The 25440-nt window shown below is 56.0% G+C and carries 28 protein-coding genes; 25 read left to right on the plus strand and 3 right to left on the minus strand.

What is annotated here, in order from left to right; translation table 11 throughout:
- The first annotated feature begins 115 nt into the window (after positions 1-115).
- The 7 genes from H8696_RS10545 (at position 116) to H8696_RS10575 (ending at position 8070) form a co-directional block, all read left to right on the plus strand.
- Positions 116-1363 (plus strand): DUF1015 domain-containing protein, encoded by a 1248-nt coding sequence (locus H8696_RS10545; protein WP_249317393.1) that lies wholly within the window; start codon positions 116-118, stop codon positions 1361-1363.
- A 74-nt stretch (positions 1364-1437) separates the two neighbouring features.
- Complete coding sequence (locus tag H8696_RS10550; protein ID WP_249317394.1) at positions 1438-2763, plus strand: aspartate kinase; 1326 nt, start codon at positions 1438-1440, stop codon at positions 2761-2763.
- Between the two features lie 42 nt (positions 2764-2805).
- A complete protein-coding gene (locus H8696_RS10555) occupies positions 2806-3576 on the plus strand; it encodes a sulfite exporter TauE/SafE family protein (protein WP_249317395.1) in 771 nt (256 codons plus the stop codon).
- Positions 3577-3810: 234 nt separating this feature from the next.
- Positions 3811-4824 (plus strand): 3-deoxy-7-phosphoheptulonate synthase, encoded by a 1014-nt coding sequence (aroF, locus tag H8696_RS10560; RefSeq protein ID WP_249317396.1) that lies wholly within the window; start codon positions 3811-3813, stop codon positions 4822-4824.
- Between the two features lie 10 nt (positions 4825-4834).
- On the plus strand, positions 4835-5677 hold the full coding sequence (locus H8696_RS10565) for a prephenate dehydrogenase (protein WP_249317397.1): 843 nt from the start codon (positions 4835-4837) through the stop codon (positions 5675-5677).
- 127 nt (positions 5678-5804) lie between these two features.
- Positions 5805-6884: a 3-phosphoserine/phosphohydroxythreonine transaminase gene (gene serC, locus H8696_RS10570; protein WP_249317398.1), complete on the plus strand. Its 1080-nt coding sequence runs from the start codon at positions 5805-5807 to the stop codon at positions 6882-6884.
- Positions 6885-6897: 13 nt separating this feature from the next.
- A complete protein-coding gene (locus H8696_RS10575; protein WP_249317399.1) occupies positions 6898-8070 on the plus strand; it encodes a phosphoglycerate dehydrogenase in 1173 nt (390 codons plus the stop codon).
- A 38-nt stretch (positions 8071-8108) separates the two neighbouring features.
- Here the strand turns inward: H8696_RS10575 and H8696_RS10580 are convergent, their stop codons facing one another.
- Together H8696_RS10580 and H8696_RS10585 are read right to left on the minus strand one after the other, a co-directional pair.
- Positions 8109-8981: an SIR2 family NAD-dependent protein deacylase gene (locus H8696_RS10580; protein ID WP_330605427.1), complete on the minus strand. Its 873-nt coding sequence runs from the start codon at positions 8979-8981 to the stop codon at positions 8109-8111.
- Positions 8926-9696, minus strand: a complete 771-nt coding sequence (locus H8696_RS10585; protein ID WP_249317400.1) for a protein-ADP-ribose hydrolase — start codon at positions 9694-9696, stop codon at positions 8926-8928. The genes H8696_RS10580 and H8696_RS10585 overlap by 56 nt, the downstream gene beginning before the upstream one ends.
- Before the next feature lie 148 nt (positions 9697-9844).
- Here H8696_RS10585 and H8696_RS10590 point away from each other — a divergent pair, with 148 nt between their 5' ends.
- A complete protein-coding gene (locus H8696_RS10590) occupies positions 9845-10168 on the plus strand; it encodes a winged helix-turn-helix transcriptional regulator (protein WP_249317401.1) in 324 nt (107 codons plus the stop codon).
- 31 nt (positions 10169-10199) lie between these two features.
- Here the strand turns inward: H8696_RS10590 and H8696_RS10595 are convergent, their stop codons facing one another.
- Positions 10200-11297, minus strand: a complete 1098-nt coding sequence (locus H8696_RS10595) for an alkaline phosphatase family protein (RefSeq protein ID WP_249317402.1) — start codon at positions 11295-11297, stop codon at positions 10200-10202.
- Positions 11298-11536: 239 nt separating this feature from the next.
- Here H8696_RS10595 and H8696_RS10600 point away from each other — a divergent pair, with 239 nt between their 5' ends.
- The 17 genes from H8696_RS10600 to H8696_RS10680 all read left to right on the plus strand — a co-directional run bounded on the left by H8696_RS10600 (position 11537) and on the right by H8696_RS10680 (position 25436).
- Entirely contained in the window at positions 11537-12487 is a 951-nt protein-coding gene (locus H8696_RS10600) for an NAD(P)-dependent oxidoreductase (RefSeq protein WP_249317403.1), read from the plus strand.
- A 14-nt stretch (positions 12488-12501) separates the two neighbouring features.
- Positions 12502-13449 carry an NAD(P)-dependent oxidoreductase gene (locus H8696_RS10605; RefSeq protein WP_249317404.1) on the plus strand — a complete coding sequence of 316 codons (948 nt, stop codon included), beginning with the start codon at positions 12502-12504 and terminating at the stop codon, positions 13447-13449.
- 142 nt (positions 13450-13591) lie between these two features.
- Positions 13592-14431 carry a diadenylate cyclase CdaA gene (gene cdaA, locus H8696_RS10610; protein WP_249317405.1) on the plus strand — a complete coding sequence of 280 codons (840 nt, stop codon included), beginning with the start codon at positions 13592-13594 and terminating at the stop codon, positions 14429-14431.
- Positions 14428-15672, plus strand: a complete 1245-nt coding sequence (locus tag H8696_RS10615; protein WP_249317406.1) for a CdaR family protein — start codon at positions 14428-14430, stop codon at positions 15670-15672. Before cdaA ends, H8696_RS10615 begins: the two co-directional genes overlap by 4 nt.
- Before the next feature lie 22 nt (positions 15673-15694).
- Positions 15695-15964, plus strand: a complete 270-nt coding sequence (locus H8696_RS10620) for a hypothetical protein (protein ID WP_249317407.1) — start codon at positions 15695-15697, stop codon at positions 15962-15964.
- Positions 15961-16632, plus strand: a complete 672-nt coding sequence (locus H8696_RS10625; protein WP_249317408.1) for a hypothetical protein — start codon at positions 15961-15963, stop codon at positions 16630-16632. Before H8696_RS10620 ends, H8696_RS10625 begins: the two co-directional genes overlap by 4 nt.
- Before the next feature lie 14 nt (positions 16633-16646).
- Positions 16647-17834, plus strand: coding sequence for a MalY/PatB family protein (locus H8696_RS10630; protein WP_249317409.1), 1188 nt, complete (start codon positions 16647-16649; stop codon positions 17832-17834).
- A gap of 403 nt (positions 17835-18237) precedes the next feature.
- Positions 18238-19122, plus strand: a complete 885-nt coding sequence (locus H8696_RS10635) for a LysR family transcriptional regulator (protein WP_249317410.1) — start codon at positions 18238-18240, stop codon at positions 19120-19122.
- Positions 19123-19219: 97 nt separating this feature from the next.
- Positions 19220-19597, plus strand: coding sequence for a MerR family transcriptional regulator (locus H8696_RS10640; RefSeq protein ID WP_249317411.1), 378 nt, complete (start codon positions 19220-19222; stop codon positions 19595-19597).
- Positions 19594-20145: a flavin reductase family protein gene (locus H8696_RS10645; protein ID WP_249317412.1), complete on the plus strand. Its 552-nt coding sequence runs from the start codon at positions 19594-19596 to the stop codon at positions 20143-20145. Before H8696_RS10640 ends, H8696_RS10645 begins: the two co-directional genes overlap by 4 nt.
- Positions 20146-20222: 77 nt before the next feature.
- Complete coding sequence (locus H8696_RS10650; protein ID WP_249317413.1) at positions 20223-20918, plus strand: flavodoxin; 696 nt, start codon at positions 20223-20225, stop codon at positions 20916-20918.
- A 12-nt stretch (positions 20919-20930) separates the two neighbouring features.
- Positions 20931-22397: a flavodoxin gene (locus H8696_RS10655; RefSeq protein ID WP_249317414.1), complete on the plus strand. Its 1467-nt coding sequence runs from the start codon at positions 20931-20933 to the stop codon at positions 22395-22397.
- 28 nt (positions 22398-22425) lie between these two features.
- On the plus strand, positions 22426-23379 hold the full coding sequence (locus H8696_RS10660; RefSeq protein WP_249317415.1) for an aldo/keto reductase: 954 nt from the start codon (positions 22426-22428) through the stop codon (positions 23377-23379).
- A gap of 72 nt (positions 23380-23451) precedes the next feature.
- Entirely contained in the window at positions 23452-23646 is a 195-nt protein-coding gene (gene dmpI, locus H8696_RS10665) for a 4-oxalocrotonate tautomerase DmpI (protein WP_249317416.1), read from the plus strand.
- 3 nt (positions 23647-23649) lie between these two features.
- Positions 23650-24387 carry a carboxymuconolactone decarboxylase family protein gene (locus tag H8696_RS10670; RefSeq protein WP_249317418.1) on the plus strand — a complete coding sequence of 246 codons (738 nt, stop codon included), beginning with the start codon at positions 23650-23652 and terminating at the stop codon, positions 24385-24387.
- Positions 24388-24403: 16 nt separating this feature from the next.
- Positions 24404-24883 (plus strand): flavodoxin, encoded by a 480-nt coding sequence (locus H8696_RS10675; RefSeq protein WP_249317419.1) that lies wholly within the window; start codon positions 24404-24406, stop codon positions 24881-24883.
- A gap of 13 nt (positions 24884-24896) precedes the next feature.
- Positions 24897-25436 (plus strand): flavodoxin family protein, encoded by a 540-nt coding sequence (locus H8696_RS10680; protein ID WP_249317420.1) that lies wholly within the window; start codon positions 24897-24899, stop codon positions 25434-25436.
- Positions 25437-25440: the final 4 nt, after the last annotated feature.

A 25440-nucleotide genomic window follows, 5' to 3' on the forward strand; every position in this document is an offset into this window, starting at 1 on the left:
AACCATTATATGCTTTTACAAAGTTGATGGCAAGAGTGAATTTTCCGTTGTTGATCGCGGGGTTTGATGATATAGTTAAAGATGCAAAAATTTCCGGTGAAACGGGAGGAATCTGATGATCTATAATGGTGTTGCTGTGAAGATACCCCGGCTGCTGATGCCGATAAAGGGCACGGAGCTTGAGAAGTGGGCGGTGGTGGCCTGCGACCAGTACACCGCGGAGGAGGCGTATTGGCGCGAGGTGGAGGCGATCGTGAAGGATGCCCCTTCCACGCTGCGGCTCATCTATCCCGAGGTTTATCTTGAACGGCCGGATAAGCCGGAGCGCATCAGGGCGATCCATGACGCCATCAAGGCGTATCTCGATTCGGGCGTGCTCACCGAGCTTGAGCCGGGCATGATGCTGGTGCGCCGCACACTGGGGAACAAGACGCGGACGGGCCTTGTTCTTTCCATCGATCTTGAAGCCTACGACTTTACGCCGGGCTCCCAGAGCCTCATTCGGGCGACGGAAGGCACCATTGTGGACCGCCTGCCGCCCAGGATCGCCATTCGCGAGGCGGCGCCTGCCGAATTTCCCCATGTGATGCTGCTGGTGGACGATCCGGGAAGAACCGTGATCGAGCCCCTGTGGGAAGGGCGCGGCGCCCTTAAAAAGACCTATGATTTTGAGCTCATGATGGGCGGCGGCCATCTTGAGGGCTATTTCCTGCCGGAGGAGGGCTGCATGAAGGTGCTGGATGCACTGGAGGGGCTCAAGAAGGGCGAGCATCCGCTGCTCTTCGCCTCCGGGGACGGCAACCATTCGCTGGCCACTGCCAAGCGCTGCTGGGAAAACCTGAAGCCCGCGCTGGGGGATGCCTGGGAGGACCACCCGGCACGGTTCGCTCTGGTGGAGGTGGTCAACCTTCACGACGAGGGCCTCGTCTTTGAGCCCATCCACCGGGTGCTCTTTGGTGTGGATGCCCGGGATCTGGTGATGGCTATGGAAGCCCACTTTAAGGGCAACCTGACCTTTAAGGACGGGGACGGGGGCAGCCTTTGGGCAAAACTCATCACCCCAGCGGGAGAGAAGCTGGCCCGCTTTAGAAGGGGCGAACTGGCGGTGGGACTGCTGCAGGATTTTCTGGATGATTATCTGAAGCGCAATCCCAAGGTGTCGCTGGACTATGTCCATGGGGACGATGTGACGGAAGCTTTGGGGAAAAAGCCGGGCAATGCGGCGTTTTTGCTGCCGCCCATCGACAAAAACCATCTGTTCGAAGCGGTGGACAGCCGGGGCGTACTGCCTCGAAAGACCTTTTCCATGGGCGAGGCCCAGGAAAAACGCTTCTATATGGAAGGACGCATAATACGGCCTTAACTTGACTTTGGCTTTCGGGCGCTTTATAATCGTGGCGATTGTCCTAATGAGTAGATTGAAGGGGGAACCCAGCGATGGGAATTAAAGTTGCCAAGTTCGGCGGCAGTTCGCTGGCCGATGCCGGTCAGTTTATTAAGGTGCAGTCCATCATCCGCAAGGACCGCATGCGGCGTTATGTGGTGCCTTCAGCGCCGGGCAAGCGCTACGACGGGGATATCAAGGTGACGGATCTCTTGTATCGGCTCTACGACGAGGTGGCGGCGGGCAAGGACGGCCGGGACGTGCTGAATCTGCTGATTCAGCGCTTCATGGGCATTATCCAGGACCTGGAGCTTGCCATGGACCTTCGAAGCGAGCTTGAGCAGGTGGCCGCCGCCATCGCGGAGGGTGCGAGCCGGGACTACGCGGCAAGCCGCGGCGAATACTTTTCCGGCAAGATTTTGGCCGAGCTTCTGGGCTATGATTTCGTGGATCCCGCCGGCGTGATTCTCTTTGACGAAAAGGGCCAGCTGGACATGGAAAGGACTCAGAAGAGCCTTTCTGAGAAACTGATGCAGCACCGTCGGGCGGTGGTCCCGGGCTTTTTTGGCAGCATGCCCGACGGCTCCGTGCGCACCTTCTCCCGAGGCGGTTCGGACATCACCGGTTCATTGGTGGCCCGGGCGGTCCAGGCGGAGCTCTATGAGAACTGGACCGATGTATCCGGATTTCTCATGGCCGACCCGAGGATCGTGGACGATCCCAAGATTATCGATCTAATCACCTACCAGGAACTTCGGGAACTGAGCTATATGGGCGCCACCGTGCTCCATGAGGACTGCGTATTCCCTGCCCGCAAGGCAGGCATTCCCATCCGCGTGCTCAACACCAATCGTCCGGAGGATCCGGGCACGCTCATCACCGACAAGTATCCCGAGGGGCGCCCCAAAAAGATTATTACGGGCATATCGGGACGCAAGAATATGTGCGTTTTGTCCATAGAAAAAAATCTTATGAACGCGGAGCTGGGCTTTGGCCGGCGGGTGCTGGAGGCGCTGGAGGAGAACGGCGTGTCCTTCGAGCATCTGCCCACAGGCATCGACACCATGTCCGTGGTCATTCAGGAGGCCCAGCTGGAAGGCGGAAAGCTGGAAAAGATCATGGAGCGCATTGAGGAGACCTGCCATCCCGACTCCATGGAGGTGCTGCGCCACCTGTCGCTGGTGGCCACGGTGGGCATCGGCATGGTGAGCACGCTGGGTACGGCTGCACGGCTTTTCAATGCTTTGGCCCGGGCGGGCGTGAACGTTCGCATGATTGATCAGGGCTCCAGCGAGCTCAACATCATCGTGGGCGTATCCGATGAAGATTTTGGGCGGGCGATCCGCGGTATCTACAATTACTTTGCTGTGGAGGGCTGATGAAGCGGGCGGCGCAGGCCGCCCCTTTTTTTAGGAGGCGCCATGGAGATCACGGTTTGGACCTATGTAATCGTCTGCCCGCTGGTGTTCCTGGCTGGCCTGGTGGATGCGGTGGCTGGCGGCGGCGGACTCATTTCCCTGCCCGCCTATCTCATTGCCGGTCTGCCCACCCATCTGGCGGCGGGTACCAATAAGTTCGCCAACGGTATCGGAACGGCGGTGGCCATGAGCCGGTTCCTGAAGCATGGGAAGATACTGCTGCTGCCGGCGGTGATGGCGGCGGCGGGTGCGCTGGGCGGCTCCTGGGCGGGAGCGAGGCTGGCCCTGCTTCTCAGTGATCAGGCTCTCAAGATCGCTCTTCTTATCATCATTCCGGTGGCGGGCATTTTTTTGGCCCTTCACCGGACGGTGGACAAGCCCAAAGGTGAGATGCGAAGGGGCCGGGCTCTCTATCTGGGATCGCTGGCCATCGGGTTTGTCATCGGCTGCTACGACGGTTTTTCCGGCCCGGGAACGGGAACCTTTCTCATACTGGCTTTCCTTGGACTGCTGCGCATGGATCTTTTGACGGCCTGCGGCAATGCCAAGGTGGTCAATCTCGCTTCCAACACCGGCGCCTTTGTGACCTTTCTGATCAGCGGGCAGGTGCTCTTCGCGGTGGCGGTGCCCGCGGCGGCGGCCTCCATTCTGGGCAGCCTCATCGGGGCAAAGCTGGCTCTCACCCGGGGCGCACGGGTGGTCCGGCCCATGTTCTTTCTAGTGCTGGCGCTGCTTTTGATCAAGGTCGCACTGGATCTTTTGGGTATCTTTTGAAATTTGTAAAAAAGGCTTGCGCTTGCCGGTGATTGATGCTAAACTGTGAACAATTCTTGGAGGTGCAAAACCGATGAATTCCATTTCCTGCGCTATGTCCTTTATCTATTACCGTAGCTATGCCTACGGTTATTTTGCTTTGGATAAATGGCCAGCGCTGGACGGGTAAAAGGAAGATATCGTAAGCCCGCGGCTAAGGCCGCGGGCTTTTTATTTTTGGGAGGAGGAACGAAAATGATTGTGGTGATGAAAGCGGGAGCAAAGCCCAGCGAAATTGAGGCGGTCAAGGAAGAGCTGATTCAGCTGGGCCTCAGCGTGGACGAGAGCCGGGGCGCAGCTCAGACGGTGCTGGGCGTGGTGGGCGATGCGGGGCTGGTGGATAAGGAACGCATGGCCATCCGTCCCGGCGTGGAACGGGTGGTGCGGGTGCAGGAGCCCTTCAAACGCGCCAACCGCAAATTTCATCCCGATGACACCATCGTGAAGGCGGGCAGTCTGGAGGTGGGCGGCAAAGCGCTGGCTGTGATGGCCGGCCCCTGCTCGGTGGAATCGGAGGAGCAGGTGACCGCTATTGCAAAAGCGGTGAAGGCGGCTGGCGCCTCGGCGCTCCGCGGCGGCGCTTTCAAACCCCGCACCTCGCCCTACGCCTTCCAGGGCATGGGCATCGAGGGCATCCGGCTTCTGGTGGAGGCAAAGAAGGCCACCGGACTGCCCATCGTCTCGGAGATGATGTCCCCCCATCACTTGGAGCTGTTTGAGGACCTGGTGGACGTGATTCAGATTGGCGCCCGGAACATGCAGAATTTCGACCTGCTGAAGGAGGTGGGCGCGTCGGGAAAGCCGGTGCTTCTGAAACGGGGCCTGTCCAGCACCATTGAGGAATGGCTCATGTCCGCTGAATACATCATGGCGCAGGGCGATTCCAAGGTCATTCTGTGCGAGCGCGGCATCCGCACCTTTGAGACCTACACCCGGAACACTCTGGACCTCAGTGCGATTCCGGTGGTGAAGCGGCTGTCCCATCTGCCGGTGATCGTGGATCCCTCCCATGCCTCCGGCCAGGCCGCTCTGGTGGAGCCTTTGGCCATGGCGGCCATTGCTGCGGGTGCGGACGGCCTCATCATCGAGGTGCACAACAATCCCGCCTGCGCCCTGTGCGACGGCGCCCAGTCCATCAATCCAGACCAGTTCGCTTCCCTGATGGAGCGGCTTTCCGCCGTGGCCTCCGTCATGGGCCGGACGCTGTAAGGAGGAAGCCATGGCTTTTCAAATTGCGGTGGTGGGCCTGGGACTCATGGGCGGGTCCATGGCCATGGCCCTTCGGGGCTTCAGGGATGCGCGCATTGTGGGTATTGACGTGAACGAGGCCTCGCTGGAGAAAGCGCTGGAACGGGGCGTCATTGACGAGGGACTGACGGCGCCTGCGGGACCCAGCGATCTTTGGGTGCTCTGCCTCTACCCACGGGACCTGGCCGGATTTGTGGAGAAAAACCGGGCCTTTTTCACGGCGGGTACGGTGGTTACCGATATTGCCGGGGTCAAGGGCGCGGTGCTGGAGAAAATTCCGCCCCTTCTCCCCGCGGACGTGGATTTCGTGGGCGGCCACCCCATGGCGGGCCTTGAGGTCTGGGGGTTCGACCATGCAAAAAAGGACCTGTTCCAGGGCTGCAATTACATCGTGATCCCCGATGACGCCGCCCGCCCGGAAAGCGTGGAACTGGTCCGGTCCATGGCGCGCCATGTTGGCGCTTCCCGCATCGTATCCTGCACGGCCGAAGAACATGACCGAAACATTGCATACACCTCCCAGCTGATGCATGTGCTGGCGGCGGCGCTGTGCGACAATCCCGATTTTCTACAAAGCAAGGGCTTTGAAGGCGGGAGCTTTCGGGGTGCAACCCGGGTGGCCATCCTGAACGACAGGCTCTGGCCCCAGCTTTTCTTGGAAAACCGGGATGCGCTGGTGCTTTCCCTGGACCGTCTCCTCGGAAGCCTTTTGGCCTTGAGAGAGGATGTGGCAAGGGGCGATGAGGAGGCCCTGGGCAAGGCCATGGTGCTGGCCACGGACCGCATGAAAAAATGGCAGAAAAGGCAGGTATAAATTGCATTTTGTTGGGATTTCCGTTTTACAACCCGGGTGAATCGTGCTATCTTATTACTATATCCGGCGCAAGGACCCAGGATCGATCAATTTGTGAAATAATTATCAAAAATAGGAGGACGGTATCATGGATCGTGTATTCAATTTCTCACCCGGACCTGCGACCCTCCCGCTGCCCGTGCTGGAGCGTGCCCAAAAGGAGCTTGTGAGCTGCGGCGGCCATGGCATGAGTGTGATGGAGATGAGCCACCGTTCCAAGATGTACATGGAGATCATCGAAGCTGCGGAAGCGGAGCTGCGTGAGCTTATGGGCATCCCGGACAACTACAAGGTGCTCTTTATGGGCGGCGGCGCCACCATGCAGTTTTCCTGCGTGCCCATCAACCTCAAACAAAACGGCAAGGCTGACTACATCGTCTCCGGCTCCTTCGCCAAGAAGGCCTCCCAGGAAGCGGCCAAGTTTCTTGATGTGAACGTGGTGGCCTCCTCCAAGGATACCAACTTCAACTGCATCCCCGATCTTGCGAACGCCAAGTTTGATCCCGATGCGGATTATGTGCATATCACCACCAACAACACCATCTATGGCACCCGATACACGAAGCTTCCCGAAGTGGGCGATGTGCCGCTCGTCGCGGACGCTTCCTCCAATATTCTCTCCGAGCCCATGGACGTGAGCCGTTTCGGCCTGCTCTACGCCGGCGCCCAGAAGAATATCGGCATTGCGGGCGTGACCATTGTGGTTATCCGCGAGGACCTCATCGGCCGCGCCGCGGAGAACACCCCGGTGATGCTGGACTACAAGACCTATGCCGACTCCGAATCCATGTACAACACCCCGCCCTGCTATCCCATCTACATTGCCAAGCTGGTTTTCGACTGGCTGAAGGAGATGGGCGGCGTGCCGGCCATTCAGGCTATCAATGAGATGAAAGCCAATCTGCTCTACGATTATCTGGACAACACGTCCTTCTACCACGCCACCGCCAAGAAGGCTGACCGTTCGCTGATGAACGTCACCTTCACCCTGCCGGAACCGGCCATGGACGCTCTTTTCGTGAAGGAAGCGGCGGAGAACGGGCTGGTAAACCTCAAGGGTCACCGCTCGGTGGGCGGCATCCGCGCCAGCATCTACAACGCCATGCCCATGGAGGGTGTGCAGAAGCTGGTGGACTTCATGGCCGACTTTGAAAAGCGGCACGGCTGATAGGAGGTAGCGCATGTATCGAATTCAAACGCTGAACGCCATTTCGTCGGTCATTTATGATGAGCTGGACGATCAATATCAGGTTTCCAAGGAGGAGACCCATCCTGACGCGTACCTGATCCGAAGCGCCAACCTGCACGATCAGGAACTGCCGGAAGGCCTTCTGGCCATCGGCAGGGCCGGCGCGGGCACCAACAACATCCCCGTGGACGCTTGCACCGAAAAGGGGATCGTTGTCTTCAACACCCCCGGCGCCAACGCCAACGCGGTGAAGGAGCTGGTGATCGCGTCCTTGTTCCTGGCCTCCCGCCGGGTGATCGAGGGCATCGAATGGACCAAGACCCTGAAGGGTCAGGGCGACGAGATCGGCAAACTGGTGGAAAAGGGCAAGAACCAGTTTGTGGGCCCGGAAGTGAAGGGCAAGCGTCTTGGCGTTATCGGCCTTGGCGCCATCGGCGTAATGGTGGCGAACGCCGCCCATGCCATCGGCATGGAGGTTTTGGGCTATGATCCCTTCATCTCCATCGACGCGGCTTGGCATCTGTCCCGGGCCGTCAAGCATGAATCCAGCCTGGAGGCGCTTCTTGCCAACTCCGATTACATCACCATCCACGTGCCCCTCAACGCCAAGACCAAGGATCTCATCAATGCGGAGAACCTGGCCCGAGCCAACCAGGGCATTCGGATTTTGAACTTTGCCCGGGGAGGCATCATCAATGAGGAGGATCTGGTGAAGGCTCTGGAGGAGAAGCAGGTGGGCCGTTACATCACCGATTTCCCCAGCGAGGCCCTGATCGGCCTCCCCAATGTAATCTGCATACCCCATCTGGGCGCTTCCACGCCGGAGAGCGAGGACAACTGCGCCCGTATGGCCGCGGCTCAGGTTCGGGATTACCTGGAGAATGGCAACATCCGCAACTCGGTCAACTTCCCCGACTGCTCCCTGCCCGGCACCGGTGCGCCCCGCCTGGCGGTGCTGCACAAGAACGAGCCCAATATGGTGGGTCAGATCACATCCATTCTGGCGGCCCGGGGCATCAACATCAACAACATGAATAACCGCAGCCGCGGCCAGACCGCATACACCTTGATCGATCTGGACAACGGCAGCGACGATGGCCTGGTGGAAGCCATGGGCAACATCCAGGGCGTGATCAGCGCCCGGCTCATGTCCGCCAAACGCTGACAATATGCAAAAGCCTCCGCCCAAGGCGGAGGCTTTTTTTATGGAATCAAGGAGGCGATAGCTTCGCCGATATCCCCTTCGATTCGGATGGATTGGGGCAGGATTTCCCGGGGAGCGGCGGCATCCGTCAGATTGATGCAGGCGTAGGTCGCCTTCGGATTTTGCCAGGTCCAAAGCCAGAAGGGATACTTGATGATAACCGGGGTGTTGCTTCCTACGCCCAGCTCCAGATAGAGGATGGACAGCCCCTCATGCCGTTTAAGGAAGTCCTCATACCGCTTATGGGCCCGATGCCAGCCCTCGTCCTCCACAAAGGTGCTGTCACTGCGAAGGTTCATGGTCATGGGACGGCCGCATACGGGACAGCGGGGGATGAGTTCGGTTGGAATACGCCTATTTCTTTGCTCCGCTACCATGCGGCGCACGGTCTTTTCGTTGTCATAGGTCTTTTTATGGCAGGGAAGGGAGCACTGCCACAGGCCGTAATCCCCCTGGGTGTAGAAAAGCCGGGCTTTATCAAAGCCGGCGAGCTGAAACTGATGGTCTACATTGGTGGTGATCACAAAATAGTCCCGATCCCGGACCAGCTTCAGCAGATCAAAATAGACTCTGCCCGGGGTCAGGTCATAGCGGTTGTAATAAATGTGGCGGCTCCAGTAGGCCCAGTATTCCACCGGGGAGGCATAGGGGTAAAATCCGGCGGTATACATATCCCTAAAATGATATTTTGCAATAAAATCTGCGAAATGGGCCTCAAACCGGGGCCCGGAATAGGTGAGCCCAGCCGAGGAGGACAGGCCGGAACCGGCGCCGACCACAACGGCGTCCGCCCTTTCAAGAGCTTGGCCCAGAGCCTCAATGGCGTTGCAGAAGCCGGCGGTAGATTTGTTCATCGGATTCTTGAAAGACATTGAAGATCACCTTCATTTTACTTTGAGTTTGGGCGCGGTAATCCCGAACGGTGCCGAGGGCGATTTCCGCGGCTCGGAGCGGGGGAAAGAGGAATTCGCCGGTGGAGATACAGCAAAAGGCCAGGGATTGGAGGCCGTTTTCATCGGCGAGGGCCAGACAGGTCCGGTAACAGGAGGCCAGCTGGGATTCATGATGGGGCGTGAGCCTGCCGGACACCATGGGGCCCACGGTGTGCAGCACGTATTGGCTGGGCAGGTTGAAGGCGGGGGAAATTCTGGCCCGGCCCACCGGCTCCTCCCCCTGGCCCGCCATGAGCTGGGCCATGAATAGGCGGAGCTCAATTCCGGCATAGGTGTGGATCGCGTTGTCGATGCAGCCGTGGCAGGGTACGAAGCAGCCCAGCATTCCGCTGTTGGCGGCATTAACGATGGCGTCCGCCCGCAGGGCGGTGATATCCCCCCGCCACAGGCAGAAGCCTTCTGCCGTGGGGACAAGATTTGCGGAGTCGGTGACTCCCCGCTGGGCGAGCCGCTCTGCCAGATATTCGTCCTGCACCTGGAGAAAGGCATCCGAAACGGGCGCGGGCCGCCGGACGTTCAGGAGGGCGCGAAGAAGCCTTCGCTGGCTTTCGCCGTCCGCCGGGATGGGTAAAGGATCGCCGCGCTCCTGCAGCAGCGTCTTAAGGAGATAGTGTCTTTTTTCGTCGTGCGTCATGTTTCACGCTCCAGTTGCCTAAAATGGCATAAGCTGCGGACTTGCGAAGGCAAGCCTATGGTTATAGAATAGTGGTGTATGACGGAAATGTAAAGTAGGCACAGGAATGTGCCGTAGTTGCTTTAAAGATACTATTGGAGGGATGAACATGGAAGCAAAGCCGCTGCCGGCCTGTCCGGTGGAAACGACGCTTACGCTGATCGGCGACAAGTGGAAGGTTCTTATCCTGCGGGATCTGATGGGGGGTACCAAACGTTTTGGCGAACTGAAAAAATCCATTGGCACCGTCACCCAAAAGGTCTTGACGGCGCAGCTTCGGGCCATGGAGGAAAGCGGTCTTCTCACCCGGAAAGTCTATGCCGAGGTGCCGCCCAGGGTGGAGTATACGCTTACGGAAACGGGCTACAGTCTAAAGCCCGTTTTGGACGCCATGATGGACTGGGGAGAGACGTATAAGGCTCAAAAGGGTTAGTGTAAAGGCCGGGCCGGAAGGCGCGGCCTTTTTATGGGCATTCCACAGCGATAAGGGGTACGGCCATCTCCCGATCGGTGAGTCCGGCGTGGTTGGACAGGAAGCGGTGGCAGGAGCGATCGTAGGCAAGAGCCAGATCCCCGGTGGCTATGGCAAGAAAGTCGCCGAGAAAACCCGGAACCCGGGGATGGGGCATGCCGCCGCCAAAGAGGCCCTCCGCGAGCGCCCGCTCACTGGAACAAAGAAGGAATTCGTCGCCGAACGCCGCGAGAAAGGCCTGTTGGAAAGCTTCCCGCCGGTCCGCCTGTACGTGAAAGGCCAAAGCCCGATCCTCCAGAGAGGGCGGACGCACCAGCGTTCCTGCGATATCCGGATGGTCGGTGATGTAGGCGTAGCGGTTATCCCGGTGGCCGTGATCGGCGGTGACGATGAGAAGGGTGTCCGAGAGCCGTTCAGCCAGATTGCGCACCGCAACATCCAGCCGCTTCATCCAGGAACGGGTTTTCCTGGACGCTGAACCTGTGTGATGCATCACGCTGTCCGGCTGGGGCCAGTAAGCATAGATATAGTCGGTGCCCGCCTTCGTCAGGGCGGCCACGCCCTCCACGAGCTCCTCCAGGGTTTCGATGGGGTAGGTGCCAAAGGGGGACACCGAATGAGCGGTGCGCCCGGCGGTTCGAAGCTGGTCGATAAGGCTCGCGTAAGGCAGATGCTTTTTCGCAAGATGGATGGGAGCGGCGGGGCCGCGTCCGCCGTAATGGAGCGTGTTGGGAAAGATGGCTACGATGTCGTCCGTTTCTTCGAAATAGAGGGACCAGCCCAGCCAGCCATGCTCCGCCGGTGTAAGCCCGCTGCTGAGGGACGTGGTGGCGGCGGTGGTGGTGGGCGGAAAAACGGAAGAGATGGGCCGCAGCGCCTTTTGCCTCAGAAGGCTGTCCTCGGGCAGCAGCTCCTCCAGCGAGGCCCAGCCCATACCGTCCAGCAGCAGCACCACCACATGCCTTGGATTTTTCATGAGCAGTCCATCCACATCGGACATGGTCTTGTGGCCGGTGGGAAGAGCGTAGTGCTTCAGCACGGAGCAGGCCAGATTCACCAGGCCGTCCTGGTAGTCAGGATATTGGATCATGGTGCGGCACCCCCTTTTCAATATCGTATGCGATTCTCCGCCCGGATTCAACCCCCAAAATGGGACCCTTGGCGGGCTGAAGGCATAGGATAAAGTGCGGGGATTCCCGCCCATAACGAAATAGCAAAACCGCATCTCAACCCTCCTCACGGATGCGGTTTTTTGCCTTGCTGAAATGGGACAGGGATGTTAAGATAAGGTATAACGTTTACTTCGGAAAAACGGGAAGGAGGATCATGGTGCGGAAGATCATTGTGTGCGCGCCCTTTTTGCCGTCGGTCATGGACGAGCTGAGGCAGCATTTTGAGGTTGTCACGGCACCGGAAGGCAGCAGGCTCCGCCGGGAAGAGGTGCTGAAGGCTCTGCCCGGGGCCTTCGGACTGACGGCGGACGGCGTTCGGGTGGACGAGGAGATGCTGGAAGCGGGCAGGGATCTCAAGATCGTGGTGTGCGGCGGGGCCGGCTACGACCACATCGATGTGGAGGCGGCCACGAAGCGTGGCGTGTGGGTTTGCAACAATCCCGATCCCGTAACGGAACCCACGGCGGAGATGTCGGTGGCGCTGATGCTGGCGGTGTGCCGCAGGGTGTCCGAGTGGGACCGCCTGGTGAGAAAAGACCAGTACGCCTATTGGGGCAATGCCAAGCGCATGGGGACCACGGTGATGGATATGCAGCTGGGGATTATCGGCATGGGCCGGATCGGCCGGGCGGTGGCGAGGCGGGCGAGAGCCCTTGGCATGACCATTGTCTATCACAACCGGCATCATCTGACTTCCGAGCTGGAAGAGGGCGCAAAGTATATGGACCTTGCAAAGCTTCTGCGGACCAGTGATGTGATCTCCCTCAATCTGCCTCTCGGCGCCAGCTCCAGGAAGCTGCTGGGCCGGGCGGAATTTGAGCTCATGAAGCCCACCGCCTTTGTGGTCAGCACGGCCCGCGGTGCGGTGATGGATGAAGCGGCGCTGGTGGAGGCGCTGGAACGGGGAAAGATTGCCGGAGCGGGCCTGGATGTGTTTGAGCATGAGCCGGGTATCCCGAAGGCCCTTCTTGCCATGGAAAATGTGGTGCTGACGCCGCACCGGGGCGGCAATGCCGATGGCGTGATGGAGGCCTCCATGCGGGAACGGGCGAGGCAGCTTATGGACGCGGACAGCGGGAAGATTCCCGCCAATCTGCTCAATCCTTGAGGGGGGGTGAAGGCATGGAAAAAATTTTGGTGCCCTACCGCGTGCCGCGGGAAGGGTTTCGGAAATTGGAGGAGAGGTGTGCGCTGATCTATCCGGAAGAGGGCTGGCTGCTCACCCGGGAGGAACAAATGGCCGCCGTGCCCGAATGCTCGGCCATCGTGGCCACGTCAGGAATCAAGGTGGATGAGGAGATGCTGCTTAGGGCGGAGAAGCTTAAGATTGTGACCGCCTACGGCGCGGGCTATGATAATGTGGACGTGGAAGCGGCAAGAAGGCTGGGCATTCCAGTGACCAACATTCCCTATACCGTCACCGAGGCCACGGCGGAGCTGGCTATGACGCTGATGCTGGCCGTATGTCGGCAGGTGGTGCTGTGGGACCGGCTGGTCCGTGAGGATCAGGAGACGCATTGGCGCCGCAAAGACCTAATGGGCACCACATTGTACGGGAAACAGCTGGGCATTGTGGGTATGGGCCGGATTGGCCGGGCGCTGGCACGGCGGGCGCGGGCCTTTGGCATGGCGGTAGTCTATCACAACCGGAACAGGCTGGACAAAGAGGACGGGGCCAGTTACATGGACCTGGACGACCTGCTTCGAACCAGCGACGTGGTGTCCCTCAACCTGCCGCTGACCGATGAGTCGAGGGGGCTGATCGGGGAGAGGGCCTTCTATTTGATGAAGCCCACCGCCTACCTGATCAATGTGGCCCGGGGCGCGGTGGTGGACGAGGAGGCGCTGATAAGCGCACTGAAGGCGGGACGGATTGCCGGCGCCGGACTGGACGTATTCGTCCATGAGCCGGGCATTCCGGAGGGACTTCTATGTCTTGACAATGTGGTTTTAACGGGGCACATTGGCTCGGATACCCTGGACACCCGAAACACCATGGCGGCGGAATGTTCCTTTCAGATCCTGGATGCGCTGTCGGGCAGGACGCCTCAGGGCATTGTAAACGGGTAAAAAAAGCGGCTTTATGCCCCTTTTTTTAGATTACCTGGATTTGCCATGGGGATTCATCCGGAAAATTCCATGGAAAGGTTTTTTACCGCACGGCAATATGCTATAATAAAGGCATTGGGAAGCCATAAAGGCGGGTGATGATTTGGAATTTGTTCAGCGGATTCTTGAATATATACGCAATGTGATCGTGGTTCAGCTGACCTGGCGGGACCTTGTGGATATGCTGCTGGTGGCGGTGATGATCTACCAGATCCTCAATTTGACCCGGAAGACCCGGGCGTTCCAGGTCATCAAGGGCCTTGGTATTGTATTCCTGGGCTCCGCTTTGGCCCAGGTTTTTGAACTGACGGCTGTGGGCTGGATCTTCAACTACATCATCACATCCGGCGCTCTGGTGCTGGTGGTGCTCTTTACGCCCGAACTGCGGCGGGCGTTGGAGCATCTGGGCCGCAGCAAGATCTTTGGCAAGGCGGAAACGGCCCAACTGGGTGCGGGCTGGGTGGTGGACGAGCTGGTGGAATGCGCCGAACATTTGTCCAAGCGGCGGGTGGGCGCTCTCATCATCATCGAACAAAAGACGGGTCTGGGCGAGATCGCCGAAACGGGTACCCGGCTGGACGCGAAGATCAGTGCGCCTCTTTTGGAGAATATTTTTGAACCCAACACGCCCCTGCATGATGGCGCGGTCATTTTGCGCGGAGACCGCATCGAAGCCGCGGCGTGTTTGCTGCCCCTGACGGAAAATCAGATTTCCAAGGAGATGGGCACCCGCCACCGGGCGGCGGTGGGCATCAGCGAGAGCTCGGACACGGTGGCTCTCATCGTTTCAGAGGAGACGGGCGTGATCTCCATTGCCCGGGAGGGCAGGATCAAACGCTATCTCAATTCCGCGTCCCTGAAGGAGATTCTGAGTGAGATCTATGGCCCGCCCACGGAGGAGTCCTTGATTTCCAAGGTGATCCATAGGAGGCGAAAGCTATGAAGGAACGGATGAAAACCATACTTTATAAGATCTTTCGCCAAAATCTGCTGCTGAAGATCGTATCGGTGCTCTTTGCCATCATTCTTTGGAATTACGTCATCGTGGAAACCAATCCCCTTCGGGAAAAGACTTTTTCCGAAGTGCCCGTCAAAATCCAGGGCGAGGCGGAGCTGCGGGAGCGGGGGCTTGCCATCCGGGAAGATTTGACGAAACTGGTGGCAAGCGGTAAAGTAACGGTGAACGTTCGAAATGATCTTTTCAACGATCTGACCCGCGAGAGGATTTCCCTCAACCTGGACCTTTCCACGGTAACCAGCGTGGGGGAACAGAAGGTGAACCTCACCTGCACCACGTCCTATGGCACGGTGAAGGCCGTCACACCCGGCGAGGTGACGGTGACCGTGGAGGAGCTGGTGACGCGCACGGTGCCGGTGCGCCTCCGCCAGATCGGTACGCTGCAATCAAACTATTGGATTCGCACCATCACCGCCGAGCCGGAGCAGATCGTGCTCACCGGCGCCAAGAGCGACCTCGAGGCGGTGGAGGAAGCGCTGGTGGATGTGGATATCACCTCCGTTACCGAGACCCGGGAGAAGTCATTGACCTATGAGCTCAAGGACGCCGGCGGCAACACCGTTTCGGCGGCCAGCATCCGCTCCGATGTGTCGGCGGTCAAGGTGAACATTGAGGCCTATTCCACCAAGGAACTCCCCATCAACAAGGACAGCCTCACGGTTGGCGAGGTGGCCCAGGGCTATGAGATCACCGATGTGGCGGTGCTGCCGGAAACCTTGGTGGTGGCGGGACCCAAGGCGGTGCTGGACGGCATGGAAAGCCTGCAGCTGGAACAGGTGAACGTGGCGGGACTCAATCAAAGCGTCACCCAAAGCTGCGGCGTGGAGATCCCCGACGGCGTGATGCTGATGGATGCCGCGCCGGTCAATGTGGCCATTACCATTGAGGAGAAGCGGGAGGAGATCACCTACGACATGCCCATCAAGGTGGAGAACCTGCAAAGCGGGCTGACGGCCAAGGTGGTGCCCGCCTCCACGGAGGTGACCTTCACGGTGCCTTACAGCATGGTCAACCGCATCCGGCCTGCGTATATCTATCTTTATGTGGATGTGGCGCATTTGGGCACCGGCTCCTCCAGCGTATCGGTCAAGTGGTACATTGCCGACGATGTGGATATTCAGGATATCAAGGTCAAAACGGAAAAAGTGGAGGTTATCGTGGAGTAGACCCAAATAGGGGAGGACGGATATGGATTTTATTACGAAGCTCATGGACAGCTTCTTCGGCAGCTTCATGGAGAGCGGAGCCAAGAAGGCTGTGGAGTGGTACGAGAGCGGTTTCATCACCTGGGTGGGTGAAAATTTCATCAAAATCGTCCTGTGGCTTGTGGTCATCGGCGTGGTGGTGGATGTCCTCGTCCACATCAACTGGCGCAGGGTCTATGCCTGGTTCAAGAAAAGAACGGGCAGAGAAGCGGAAACCGTTCCTGTGCAGGCCAAAAGGACCATGAACGAATGAAAAGAATCAAGATATTGGTGGGCTCCTATGGTAGCGGCAAGAGTGAGTTGTGCGTGAATATGGCCATGGGATACCGAAAAGAGGATAAACCGGTGGTGCTGGTGGATCTGGACGTGATCAATCCCTACTACGGTTCATCCAATATGAAGGAACAACTGGAAAAGGCGGGGGTCCGAGTGGTGGTCCCCCCTCTTTTTCGTACCGGCGTGGACCTGCCCGCTTTGGGGCCGGAGGTAATGAGCGCCTTCGCCCACCGCGAGGAGGAGGCCATTTTTGATGTGGGCGGCGATGCCACCGGCGCTACGGTGCTGGGCCGCTACAAGCCCTTCTTTGAGAAGGAGGGATATGAGATGCTTTTTATCATGAATCTCTTCCGGCCGGATACCACCAATGAGCGGGATGCGCTGGCGCTCATGGATACCATAGAGGCCAAAAGCCGGATGCGCATAACGGGCATCATCAACAACACCCATCTTGCCCAGATGACCACCGTGGAACAGGTGGTAGAAGGGCAGAAACTGGCCGAGGCCTGTGCCAAAGCCAGGGGGATCGCCGTGGAAGCGATTGCGGCCAAGCCGGACATTGCAGAGAAATTGCCGGATGCGTGGCGGGATCTGGTATGGACGCTGGATTTGGCACTTCATCCGAAAGCAAGATATGGTTTTTAGGAGGCGGGTAGTAAATGGATATGGATTTGATGGAGTCATTTGATCTTTTGGTTCCCAGGGAGGGAACCAATTCAATCAAGTGGGATAACCGCAAGAAGGCTTTTGGCCGAAGCGGCGTTCTCCCCATGGGCGTAGCCGACATGGATTTTCCGGCGCCGAAGCCCATCATTGATGCGATCAAGAAACGGGCGGATACCGGTCTGCTGGGTTACGAGATGGAGGATCCTGCGTCCCTCAGGGCCGCTGCCAGCTGGCAGAAGCGCCGCAATGACTTCGACGTGGATGTGGAGCTGATGCGGGGAGTGCCCAGCGTGATGCCGGGCGTGCTTGCGGCTTTGATGGCTTTGGGCAACCCTGGTGATTCGGTGGTGATCCAGCCGCCTGTCTATCCCCATTTCTACCGGGCGGTCAAGGACGCCGGCATGAAGGTGATGGAGAATCCCCTTCTTGAAACGGAGGACGGCTTCGTCATGGACTATGAGGACCTGGAGGCGTGCTTCAAGAAGGGAGCTAAGCTTCTGCTGTTCTGCAGCCCCCACAATCCCACCGGCAGGGTGTGGAAGCGGGAGGAGCTGGAGAAGATGCTGAAGGTCTGCGAGGCCTACGATGTGAAGATTATCAGCGATGAGATTCACAGCGACCTCATCTATGAAGGCCACCGGCATGTTCCGCTGCTATCCCTGCCCGATGCCCACGCGAGGGCACTCAGTTTCCATGCCATCAGCAAGACCTTCAATGTGCCCTCCCTGCACCAGTCCTATGTGATCGCCAAGGACGAACGGATGCTGGCACCCTTTGAAAAGATGCAGCAGCGCCTGCACCTGTACGGGCTCAGTCCCTTCGGCCAGGTGGCGCAGATTGCCGCCTATGAAGAGTGCGAGCCCTGGCTGGACGCGCTGATGGCCTACCTGACCCGAAACCGTGACCGGGCCATGAAGTTTCTGGAGGGACATCTGCCCAGGATCAAGGCCTACACCCCTGAATCCACCTATTTGCTTTGGATGGATATGTCCAAATATAATAAGGATGAAAAAACCATGGTCAAGGCGCTGGTCCGGGAGGGCAACCTTGGTATCATGAAGGGCTCGGAGTTTGGCAGGGAGGGCGGCTTCCGTATGAATTTCGGCTGTCCTGCATTCCTGCTGAACGACGGATTGAAGCGGCTGGAGACCGCCATGAAGGCGCTGCGGCATATGGATTGATCGAAAAAAAAGGCATGAGCCCAAATGGCAGTAGCTCATAAGGAAACATTACAAAAACTATGAGTTATGCCAGGTAAACGGAAAAATGAAAACTCTATGCGATTGAGAAATCTTTCGCATAGAGTTTTTTCTGTTTTGATACAGTTTGTTTATTTGTTTTTCAGCGTTCGCAGAACGCGTAGCCGTCACCGCAGGTGGCGATCTAAGGGGTTTGGGGATATGTCACCAACAAGCATTTTAGGCAGGAATACCAGGAACGGTTTCCTACCTAAAATACGCAATCTTACGGAAGATTGCATTGCTTGCCGCTTTACTTGATATTATTTTATTGAATATCTGAACGTTAGATATTCAAATTTATCAATGCTTGTGATACAATGCAATAAAGGAGGAATGTATCACTATGGAATTTCGTTCATTACAGTATTTTCTGATGGTGGCCAGAGAAGAAAACATAACAAAAGCTGCCAATCTGCTTCATTTAACACAGCCTACTCTTTCACGCTCCATTATGCAGCTGGAGGAGGAGTTAGGCGTAAAATTATTTACTCGAAGCAATCATAATATTATTTTGACCGAAGATGGTATGCTTCTAAAACGAAGAGCACAAGAACTCGTTTCCCTTGCAGAAAAGACAAAGCAAGACTTTCAACGTGGAGATGTACAGTTGACCGGTGAAATATCCATTGGCAGCGGCGAATTTCGCAGTACCAGATACCTGTCTAAAATGATTGCCTCTTTTCGAGAAAAGCATCCACTGGTTCGGTATCAGATTTACAGTGGTAATTCTGAGAATATAAAAGAACGTATTGAGCGGGGAATTCTCGATTTTGGACTGATGATGGAGCCGATCGATATCAGTAAATACGAATATATTTCCATGCCTGCAAAAGAAAAATGGGGTATTCTTGTGTCCGAATTATCGGAGCTCTCACAAAAGGAGACCATTCAGGCAGCCGATTTGCAGAATGAGCAGCTTATTTCGGCAAGAAGTGAGAAAATGTACCCTGAAATCAGAAAATGGTTCGGTGAATATTATGATCAGATCGAGGTTATCGCAAGCGGCAATTTGCTCTACAATGAAGCAATTCTGGCACAGGAACAAATCGGAGCCGTATTGGGAATTGAATTGGATTGTCACTATCCGGGACTTAAATTCGTTCCGTTATCTCCAAGCGTTGAAACGCCCACAGTTCTTACATGGAAAAAGAATCAGATACTTTCTTCCACAACAATAGTCTTTATCGAACATGCAAGAGCATACATAAAATCTATATCTGGAGATTAAATATAAGCATTTTACATATCACAATATTTGAATTACTATATAGGTGTTCCCAAGAGGAGCACCTATATTTTTTAATTACATCGGAAAGGAGCATAAAATGACAGTTCAGGAAGCAAGTGAACGGTATAACATCCCCATCAAGATATTAAATGAATATGAAAGCTGGGGGCTGTGCGATGCGGTAAGAAAGGTGATGGGAGCATGGCAGTACGATGAAGAAGATATAAAACGGCTGAGTATGATTATGACGCTCCATGATATTGGCTTCGAAAAAGAGGAAGTCGAGACATATATGAAGCTGCTTCTCGTCGGCGAGTCCACGCAACAGGAGCGTATGCGAATGCTCAACGAAAAAAGGAATGGTACCTTGGACGAAATCCATTTCAAAGAAAAGCAGCTGGACAGGCTGGATTATCTTCGCTTTGAAATCAAAAAGGCATCTGAAAACAAATCAAATGGAGGTCAAGAAATATGAAGAAAGACTTAGGTTCTGTACTGGCACTGTATCCCACCCCGCTGGTAGTGGTCGGCACTATGGTGGATAAAAAGCCCAACTGGGTGCTGGTTGGTCATGTGGGCATCATGGGGCACGATCACATCATGGTCAGTCTGGCAAAGCCTCACTACACCAATCGGGGGATTCGGGATACCAAAGTGTTATCGGTCAATGTAGTGGATGAAGCGATGCTTCGGAAAGCGGATTATGTAGGCTGTGTCAGCGGCAATAAGACCGACAAATCAGAGGTGTTCAGCTACAACATCGGTCCAAACAGCGCCCCGCTGATTGACGAGGCAAAAGTTTCCATGGAATGCACGGTGGAAGACCTCTATGAAACGAAGGGGTTTGACAATTTCATTTTGAAAATTGACCACACCTACGCAGAGGAGAGCATCCTGAATGCCTCCGGAAAAATTGATTACGGCAGTTTCAAACCGATTTTGTTTGAAATGCCGGGCTACACCTATCTGAAAACCGGCGATACTGCCGCAAAGTGCATGACACTGGGAAAAGAAACCAAATAACAAAAAATATCTGGCATAAGCAGACGGGACCAAGTTCTTCTGTACAGTAGTCAGATCAATGAAAGGAGATCTTTAACATGAAAAAAATTTTGGCTTTTGTATTGACGCTTACTATGGTATTCGCTCTTGCGGCCTGCGGGAACAGCAATTCTTCGGAGAGTGATCCTTCCCAAGATGGGTCGTCTGCGGCGCCCTCCCAAACGGAGCCTTCCTCCACGCCGGAAGAAAAACCTTCCTCCTCCGAGAACGTTACGCAAACTGAGGAACCTTCTGAATCGGAAACGGAAGCCGGTTCCAATGCGCTGGTCGTTTACTTCTCCTGGTCGGGCAATACTGAAGCGGTAGCCAATGAAATTGCGGCGCAAACCGGCGCAGATGTATTTGAAATCACTCCGGCGGAGCCCTATACCGATGATTACGATACGCTGCTGGATATTGCACAGGAAGAGCAGGCAAGCGACGCCCGTCCTGCGATTGCAGAAACCGTAGAGGATTTCGCACAGTATGATGTGGTTTACTTTGGGTTCCCTAACTGGTGGGGCGATATGCCGATGATTCTTTACACCTTCCTGGATAACTATGATTTTTCCGGCAAGACCATTGCGCCCTTTGTTACCAGCGGCGGCAGCGGTTTTTCCAGCACAATCAGCGCAATCGAGTCTCTGGAACCGGATGCTACGGTAGTTGACGGTCTTTCCCTCAGCAGTTCTGCGGCTGCAGAGCCCAGCGATGAGGTAACAGAATGGCTTTCTTCTGCCGGCCTGACCGAGTAAGGAGGGTTCTTTATGAAACGGTTAACTGCAATCTTTTTATCACTTTTGATGGTGGTGTCATTGGCGGCCTGCGGCAGCACAACCAGTACGGACGGTGAGAGTGCGTCTCACCCCCCTGCTTCATCGCAAAGTGCCGATGGATCGGAAACAGTTGCCGATCAAGATGTTCCGGAGGGATTTATCTTGATTGAAGGCGGCAGCTTTCAAATGGGAAGTCCGGACTCCGAGCCTTGGCGCAGCGAGGACGAGACCCAGCACTCCGTAACCGTCAGCGATTTCTATATCAGCCCCTATGAGCTGACACAGGCGGATTTTCAAATGGTTACGAATGGAAACCCCAGCAGTTTCTCCGGAGAAAATCTGCCGGTAGAGAACATCTCCTGGCTGGATGCAATCTCCTATTGCAATGCCCGCAGCGAGCTGGAAGGTCTGACGCCCGCCTACACCGTAGACGGACAGAATGTCACATGGAACCGGGAGGCAAACGGCTACCGGCTTCCCACGGAAGCGGAATGGGAATATGCCTGCCGAGCCGGAACCACCACGCCCTTCAATACGGAGAACTCTCCCAGTGCGGACGAGGTCAACTATTACGGACATTACCCTTATGAGATCGAGGGCAACTACTTCTCTCAGGGCGATCTGGATACCCAGCCGGGCCAGTACCGCGAAACAACGGTAGAGGTGGGCAGCTTCGCCCCCAATGCCTATGGGCTATATGATATGCACGGCAATGTGAGCGAATGGGTCTGGGATTATTACGGCTCTTACAGCACAGAGGAGCAGACCGATCCCACCGGCCCGGAAACCGGCTCGCTTCGGGTTTACCGGGGCGGCGGCTGGAACGATTTTGCCAAAAATATGCGTTCTGCCTATCGCGCCACATTGGAACAGGATCACGGCAGCTTTAACATCGGTATTCGTCTGGTGCGAAATGCGGTGGCCGGCTCCGGCTCCGTATCCGGCTCTGCTACGAGCAACAACACTTCCGGTGATGGGAATATCTTGATTGCATATTTCTCCTGGGGCGGCAACACACAGGGCGTTGCAGAAGAAATCCAGAGCCAGACCGGAGCAGATTTGTTTGAGATCACGATGGTCAATCCCTACTCCGATGATTACAACACCGTATTGGATGAGGCGCAGAGAGATCAGAACGAGCAGGCACGGCCGGAACTTGCAAGCCATGTGGAAAACATGGAGCAGTATGACACCATCATCCTGGGCTATCCCAACTGGTGGGCGTCCATCCCCATGCCGGTTGCTTCTTTCCTTGAAGAATATGATTTTTCCGGTAAAACGATCCTTCCGTTTTGCAGCCACGGCGGCGGACGTTTTGGTCAAAGCCTGACCGCTATTTCAAAGCTCGTGCCGGATGCGGCAATGGGCGAAGCGCTTTCCATTCACTACTCCGGCGGAAGCAGTATGCCGGATGATGTGAGCGAGTGGCTTTCCACCAATGGAATTTCTGAAAACTAAAACACAAAGAAAAAAGGAGAACAATACTATGAATAACAACAAAAATTTCCCGAAAATCGCACTTGGAACCTGGTCTTGGGGCGTTGGCGCCGCAGGCGGCGATCAGGTGTTCGGTAACCATCTGGGCGAATCTGAGCTGAAAGAAGTGTTTGACGCAGCAATGCGTGAGGGCCTTACTCTCTGGGACACGGCAACGGTATATGGCATGGGGGCATCTGAGGATATTCTGGGTGCGTTTGCCAAGACCTATCCCCGCGAGAATGTCATCCTTTCCACCAAATTCACCCCTCAGATTGCAGGCAGCGGCGCAGACCCGGTAGCGGAGATGTGCGACGCCAGCATGAAGCGCATGGGAACCGATTATATTGACGTCTACTGGATTCACAATCCTGCCGATGTGGAACGCTGGACGCCCGGCTTGGTTTCTCTTGTAAAGAGCGGTAAGGTGGGTCAGGTTGGCGTTTCCAACCACAATCTGGCGCAGATCAAGCGGGCAGAAGAAATTCTCAGCAAGGAAGGCGTGCATATTTCCGCCGTTCAGAATCATTACAGCCTGCTCTACCGTTCTTCCGAGGATGCCGGCATTCTGGACTACTGCAAAGAAAACAACATCGACTTCTACGCCTATATGGTTTTGGAGCAGGGCGCGCTCAGCGGGAAGTACGATACCAAGAATCCTCTGCCGGAGGGCAGCCAGCGCGGCGATACCTATAATCCCATCCTGCCGCAGCTGGAGGAGCTGATCAATGCTATGCGTGAGATGGCGGCGAACCACAATGTGGGCGTGCCGCAGGTAGCCATTGCCTGGGCTATTGCCAAGGGCACGCGTCCGATCATTGGCGTAACCAAGCCCTCTCATGCAGAGGACGCCGCGAAAGCAGCCAAGGTTGTGCTGAGCGCCGAGGAGATGGAAACTTTGGAGGTTCTTGCAAAGAAAGCGAATGTGGACACCAGAGGTTCCTGGGAAAATCCCATGGCATAATTTTTGCTTGGGGAGAAGCGGCTGCTTTTGCCCGCTTCTCCCCATTTTTTGATTAGAAACGGAGGAAATACAATGCCTGTAATTACAATGGAGGCTGCAAAGCTGACAAAAGAACAAAAGCGTACTCTGGCAAAAGAGTTTACAGAGACAGCTGCGAGGGTGACAGGGCTGCCCGAAGCGGGGGTTTATGTGTTCATCAAAGAAAATGAACTGGATAATGTGGGGGTCGGCGGGCAGCTGATCAGCGACAGAAATAAGGAGGTGTAAAAAATGGCCGTAAAGCAAACAGCAGGCCGCCGGGATCTGGGCGAGTTTGCTCCCAAATTTGCGGAACTGAACGATGATGTGCTTTTTGGCGAGGTGTGGAACCGGGAGGATAAGCTTTCCCTGCGGGATCGCTCTCTGGTCACAGTGGTTGCCCTGATGTCTCAGGGGCTTGTGGATTCTTCTTTCCAGTACCATCTGGAGACTGCTAAAAAGAATGGGATCACAAAAGAGGAAATTGCAGAGATCCTTACCCATGCGGCCTTTTACGCCGGGTGGCCCAAGGCGTGGGCGGCCTTTCGTATGGCGAAGGAGATTTGGAACGAGGATGACGCCCACGAAAGCGCCCATGGAGGACTGTTTGGGCTGGGGCAGCCCAACGATGGGTTTGCGCAGTATTTCACCGGGCAGAGCTATTTGAAAATGCTCGCCACATCCGGTGCAGCTATCGCAAACGTGACGTTTGAGCCAGGCTGCCGTAACAACTGGCACATTCACCATGCGGATAAAAACGGCGGACAGCTTCTTCTTTGCACCGAAGGGCAGGGCTGGTATCAGGAATGGGGCAAAGAGCCGCAGCTGCTTCATCCCGGCGATGTCGTCGTGATTCCGGCGGGCGTGAAGCATTGGCATGGCGCGGCGAAGGACGGCTGGTTTTCCCATCTGGCAGTAGAGGTGCCGGGCGAGAACGCCGTCAATGAATGGCTGGAAGCAGTCACCGATGAGGAATACAGCAAGTTATAACAAGGAGGATTTGATGATGAGCAAAACATTGGTTGCTTATTTTTCTGCCAGCGGCGCAACGGAAAGACTGGCAAATACATTGGCGGACGCAGCAGGCGGGGAATTGTATGAGATCAAACCGGCTTCCCCTTACACCAATGCCGATTTGAATTGGAACAACAAGCAGAGCCGCAGCAGCGTGGAGATGAATGATAAGGCTGCCCGCCCCGCCATTGCCGTACCGGTAGAGAATATGGCGCAGTACGATGTGGTACTCGTGGGATTCCCTATCTGGTGGTACGAAGCGCCGCGGATCGTACAGACATTTTTGGAAAGCTATGATTTTTCCGGCAAAACGGTGATTCCCTTTGCCACTTCGGGCGGCAGCGGCATGGGCAAGACGGCCTCCATTCTGGAAAAGAGCTGTCCGGCGGCAAAGGTTTTGCCGGGTAAGAAGCTGAGCGCTTCCGCTTCTATGAGCGAGGTTTCTTCCTGGGTAAAAAGTCTGGGTTTATAAGGGGGGATGAGCAATGAAGATTTTGGTGATTGAAAGCAGCCCGCATAAGCATGGTTCTTCCAATCTGTTGGCAGCGGAGTTTAGACGAGGCGCTGAGGAAGCCGGGCATGATGTGACAGTGTTTGACGCCGGGCATACCAAACTGAATCCCTGTTTGGGCTGCGGTGCCTGTGGAATGTCGGGCCCATGTGTGCAAAAAGATGATATGACTGTTCTGCGGGAACAGCTTTTGGATTCCGATATGGCTGTTTTTGTGACGCCGCTTTATTATTTCGGCTTTTCCGCACAGCTGAAAACCGTCATTGACCGTTTTTACAGCTTCAATGGACAGCTGACGGAAAAGGGGCTGAAAACCGCCCTGATTGTCGCCGCCTGGGACAGCAATAGCTGGACGATGCAGGACGTGAAAACACATTACGAAACCCTGTGCCGCTACTTGAATTTTCAGAATCAAGGAGAAATTCTGGGGGTTGGCTGCGGAACTGTTCAAATGACAAAACGCACGCGATTCCCCCAAGAAGCATATGCCATGGGAAAACGAATAGGAGGATAAAGCG

Source organism: Gehongia tenuis (assembly GCF_014384795.1).
In the GTDB taxonomy this organism is placed as follows: domain Bacteria; phylum Bacillota; class Clostridia; order Christensenellales; family NSJ-53; genus Gehongia; species Gehongia tenuis.

Coding starts and splice junctions, on each gene's coding strand:
- H8696_RS10625 (WP_249317408.1), top strand. CDS start 15,961: ATGAAAAGAATCAAGATATTGGTGGGCTCCTATGGTAGCGGCAAGAGT.
- H8696_RS10605 (WP_249317404.1), top strand. CDS start 12,502: ATGGAAAAAATTTTGGTGCCCTACCGCGTGCCGCGGGAAGGGTTTCGG.
- H8696_RS10660 (WP_249317415.1), top strand. CDS start 22,426: ATGAATAACAACAAAAATTTCCCGAAAATCGCACTTGGAACCTGGTCT.
- H8696_RS10620 (WP_249317407.1), top strand. CDS start 15,695: ATGGATTTTATTACGAAGCTCATGGACAGCTTCTTCGGCAGCTTCATG.
- dmpI (WP_249317416.1), top strand. CDS start 23,452: ATGCCTGTAATTACAATGGAGGCTGCAAAGCTGACAAAAGAACAAAAG.
- H8696_RS10590 (WP_249317401.1), top strand. CDS start 9,845: ATGGAAGCAAAGCCGCTGCCGGCCTGTCCGGTGGAAACGACGCTTACG.
- H8696_RS10575 (WP_249317399.1), top strand. CDS start 6,898: ATGTATCGAATTCAAACGCTGAACGCCATTTCGTCGGTCATTTATGAT.
- H8696_RS10580 (WP_330605427.1), bottom strand. CDS start 8,981: ATGTCTTTCAAGAATCCGATGAACAAATCTACCGCCGGCTTCTGCAAC.
- H8696_RS10645 (WP_249317412.1), top strand. CDS start 19,594: ATGAAGAAAGACTTAGGTTCTGTACTGGCACTGTATCCCACCCCGCTG.
- H8696_RS10565 (WP_249317397.1), top strand. CDS start 4,835: ATGGCTTTTCAAATTGCGGTGGTGGGCCTGGGACTCATGGGCGGGTCC.
- H8696_RS10670 (WP_249317418.1), top strand. CDS start 23,650: ATGGCCGTAAAGCAAACAGCAGGCCGCCGGGATCTGGGCGAGTTTGCT.
- H8696_RS10595 (WP_249317402.1), bottom strand. CDS start 11,297: ATGATCCAATATCCTGACTACCAGGACGGCCTGGTGAATCTGGCCTGC.
- H8696_RS10585 (WP_249317400.1), bottom strand. CDS start 9,696: ATGACGCACGACGAAAAAAGACACTATCTCCTTAAGACGCTGCTGCAG.
- H8696_RS10615 (WP_249317406.1), top strand. CDS start 14,428: ATGAAGGAACGGATGAAAACCATACTTTATAAGATCTTTCGCCAAAAT.
- aroF (WP_249317396.1), top strand. CDS start 3,811: ATGATTGTGGTGATGAAAGCGGGAGCAAAGCCCAGCGAAATTGAGGCG.
- H8696_RS10635 (WP_249317410.1), top strand. CDS start 18,238: ATGGAATTTCGTTCATTACAGTATTTTCTGATGGTGGCCAGAGAAGAA.
- H8696_RS10680 (WP_249317420.1), top strand. CDS start 24,897: ATGAAGATTTTGGTGATTGAAAGCAGCCCGCATAAGCATGGTTCTTCC.
- H8696_RS10650 (WP_249317413.1), top strand. CDS start 20,223: ATGAAAAAAATTTTGGCTTTTGTATTGACGCTTACTATGGTATTCGCT.
- H8696_RS10640 (WP_249317411.1), top strand. CDS start 19,220: ATGACAGTTCAGGAAGCAAGTGAACGGTATAACATCCCCATCAAGATA.
- H8696_RS10550 (WP_249317394.1), top strand. CDS start 1,438: ATGGGAATTAAAGTTGCCAAGTTCGGCGGCAGTTCGCTGGCCGATGCC.
- H8696_RS10545 (WP_249317393.1), top strand. CDS start 116: ATGATCTATAATGGTGTTGCTGTGAAGATACCCCGGCTGCTGATGCCG.
- H8696_RS10675 (WP_249317419.1), top strand. CDS start 24,404: ATGAGCAAAACATTGGTTGCTTATTTTTCTGCCAGCGGCGCAACGGAA.
- H8696_RS10555 (WP_249317395.1), top strand. CDS start 2,806: ATGGAGATCACGGTTTGGACCTATGTAATCGTCTGCCCGCTGGTGTTC.
- serC (WP_249317398.1), top strand. CDS start 5,805: ATGGATCGTGTATTCAATTTCTCACCCGGACCTGCGACCCTCCCGCTG.
- H8696_RS10630 (WP_249317409.1), top strand. CDS start 16,647: ATGGATATGGATTTGATGGAGTCATTTGATCTTTTGGTTCCCAGGGAG.
- H8696_RS10655 (WP_249317414.1), top strand. CDS start 20,931: ATGAAACGGTTAACTGCAATCTTTTTATCACTTTTGATGGTGGTGTCA.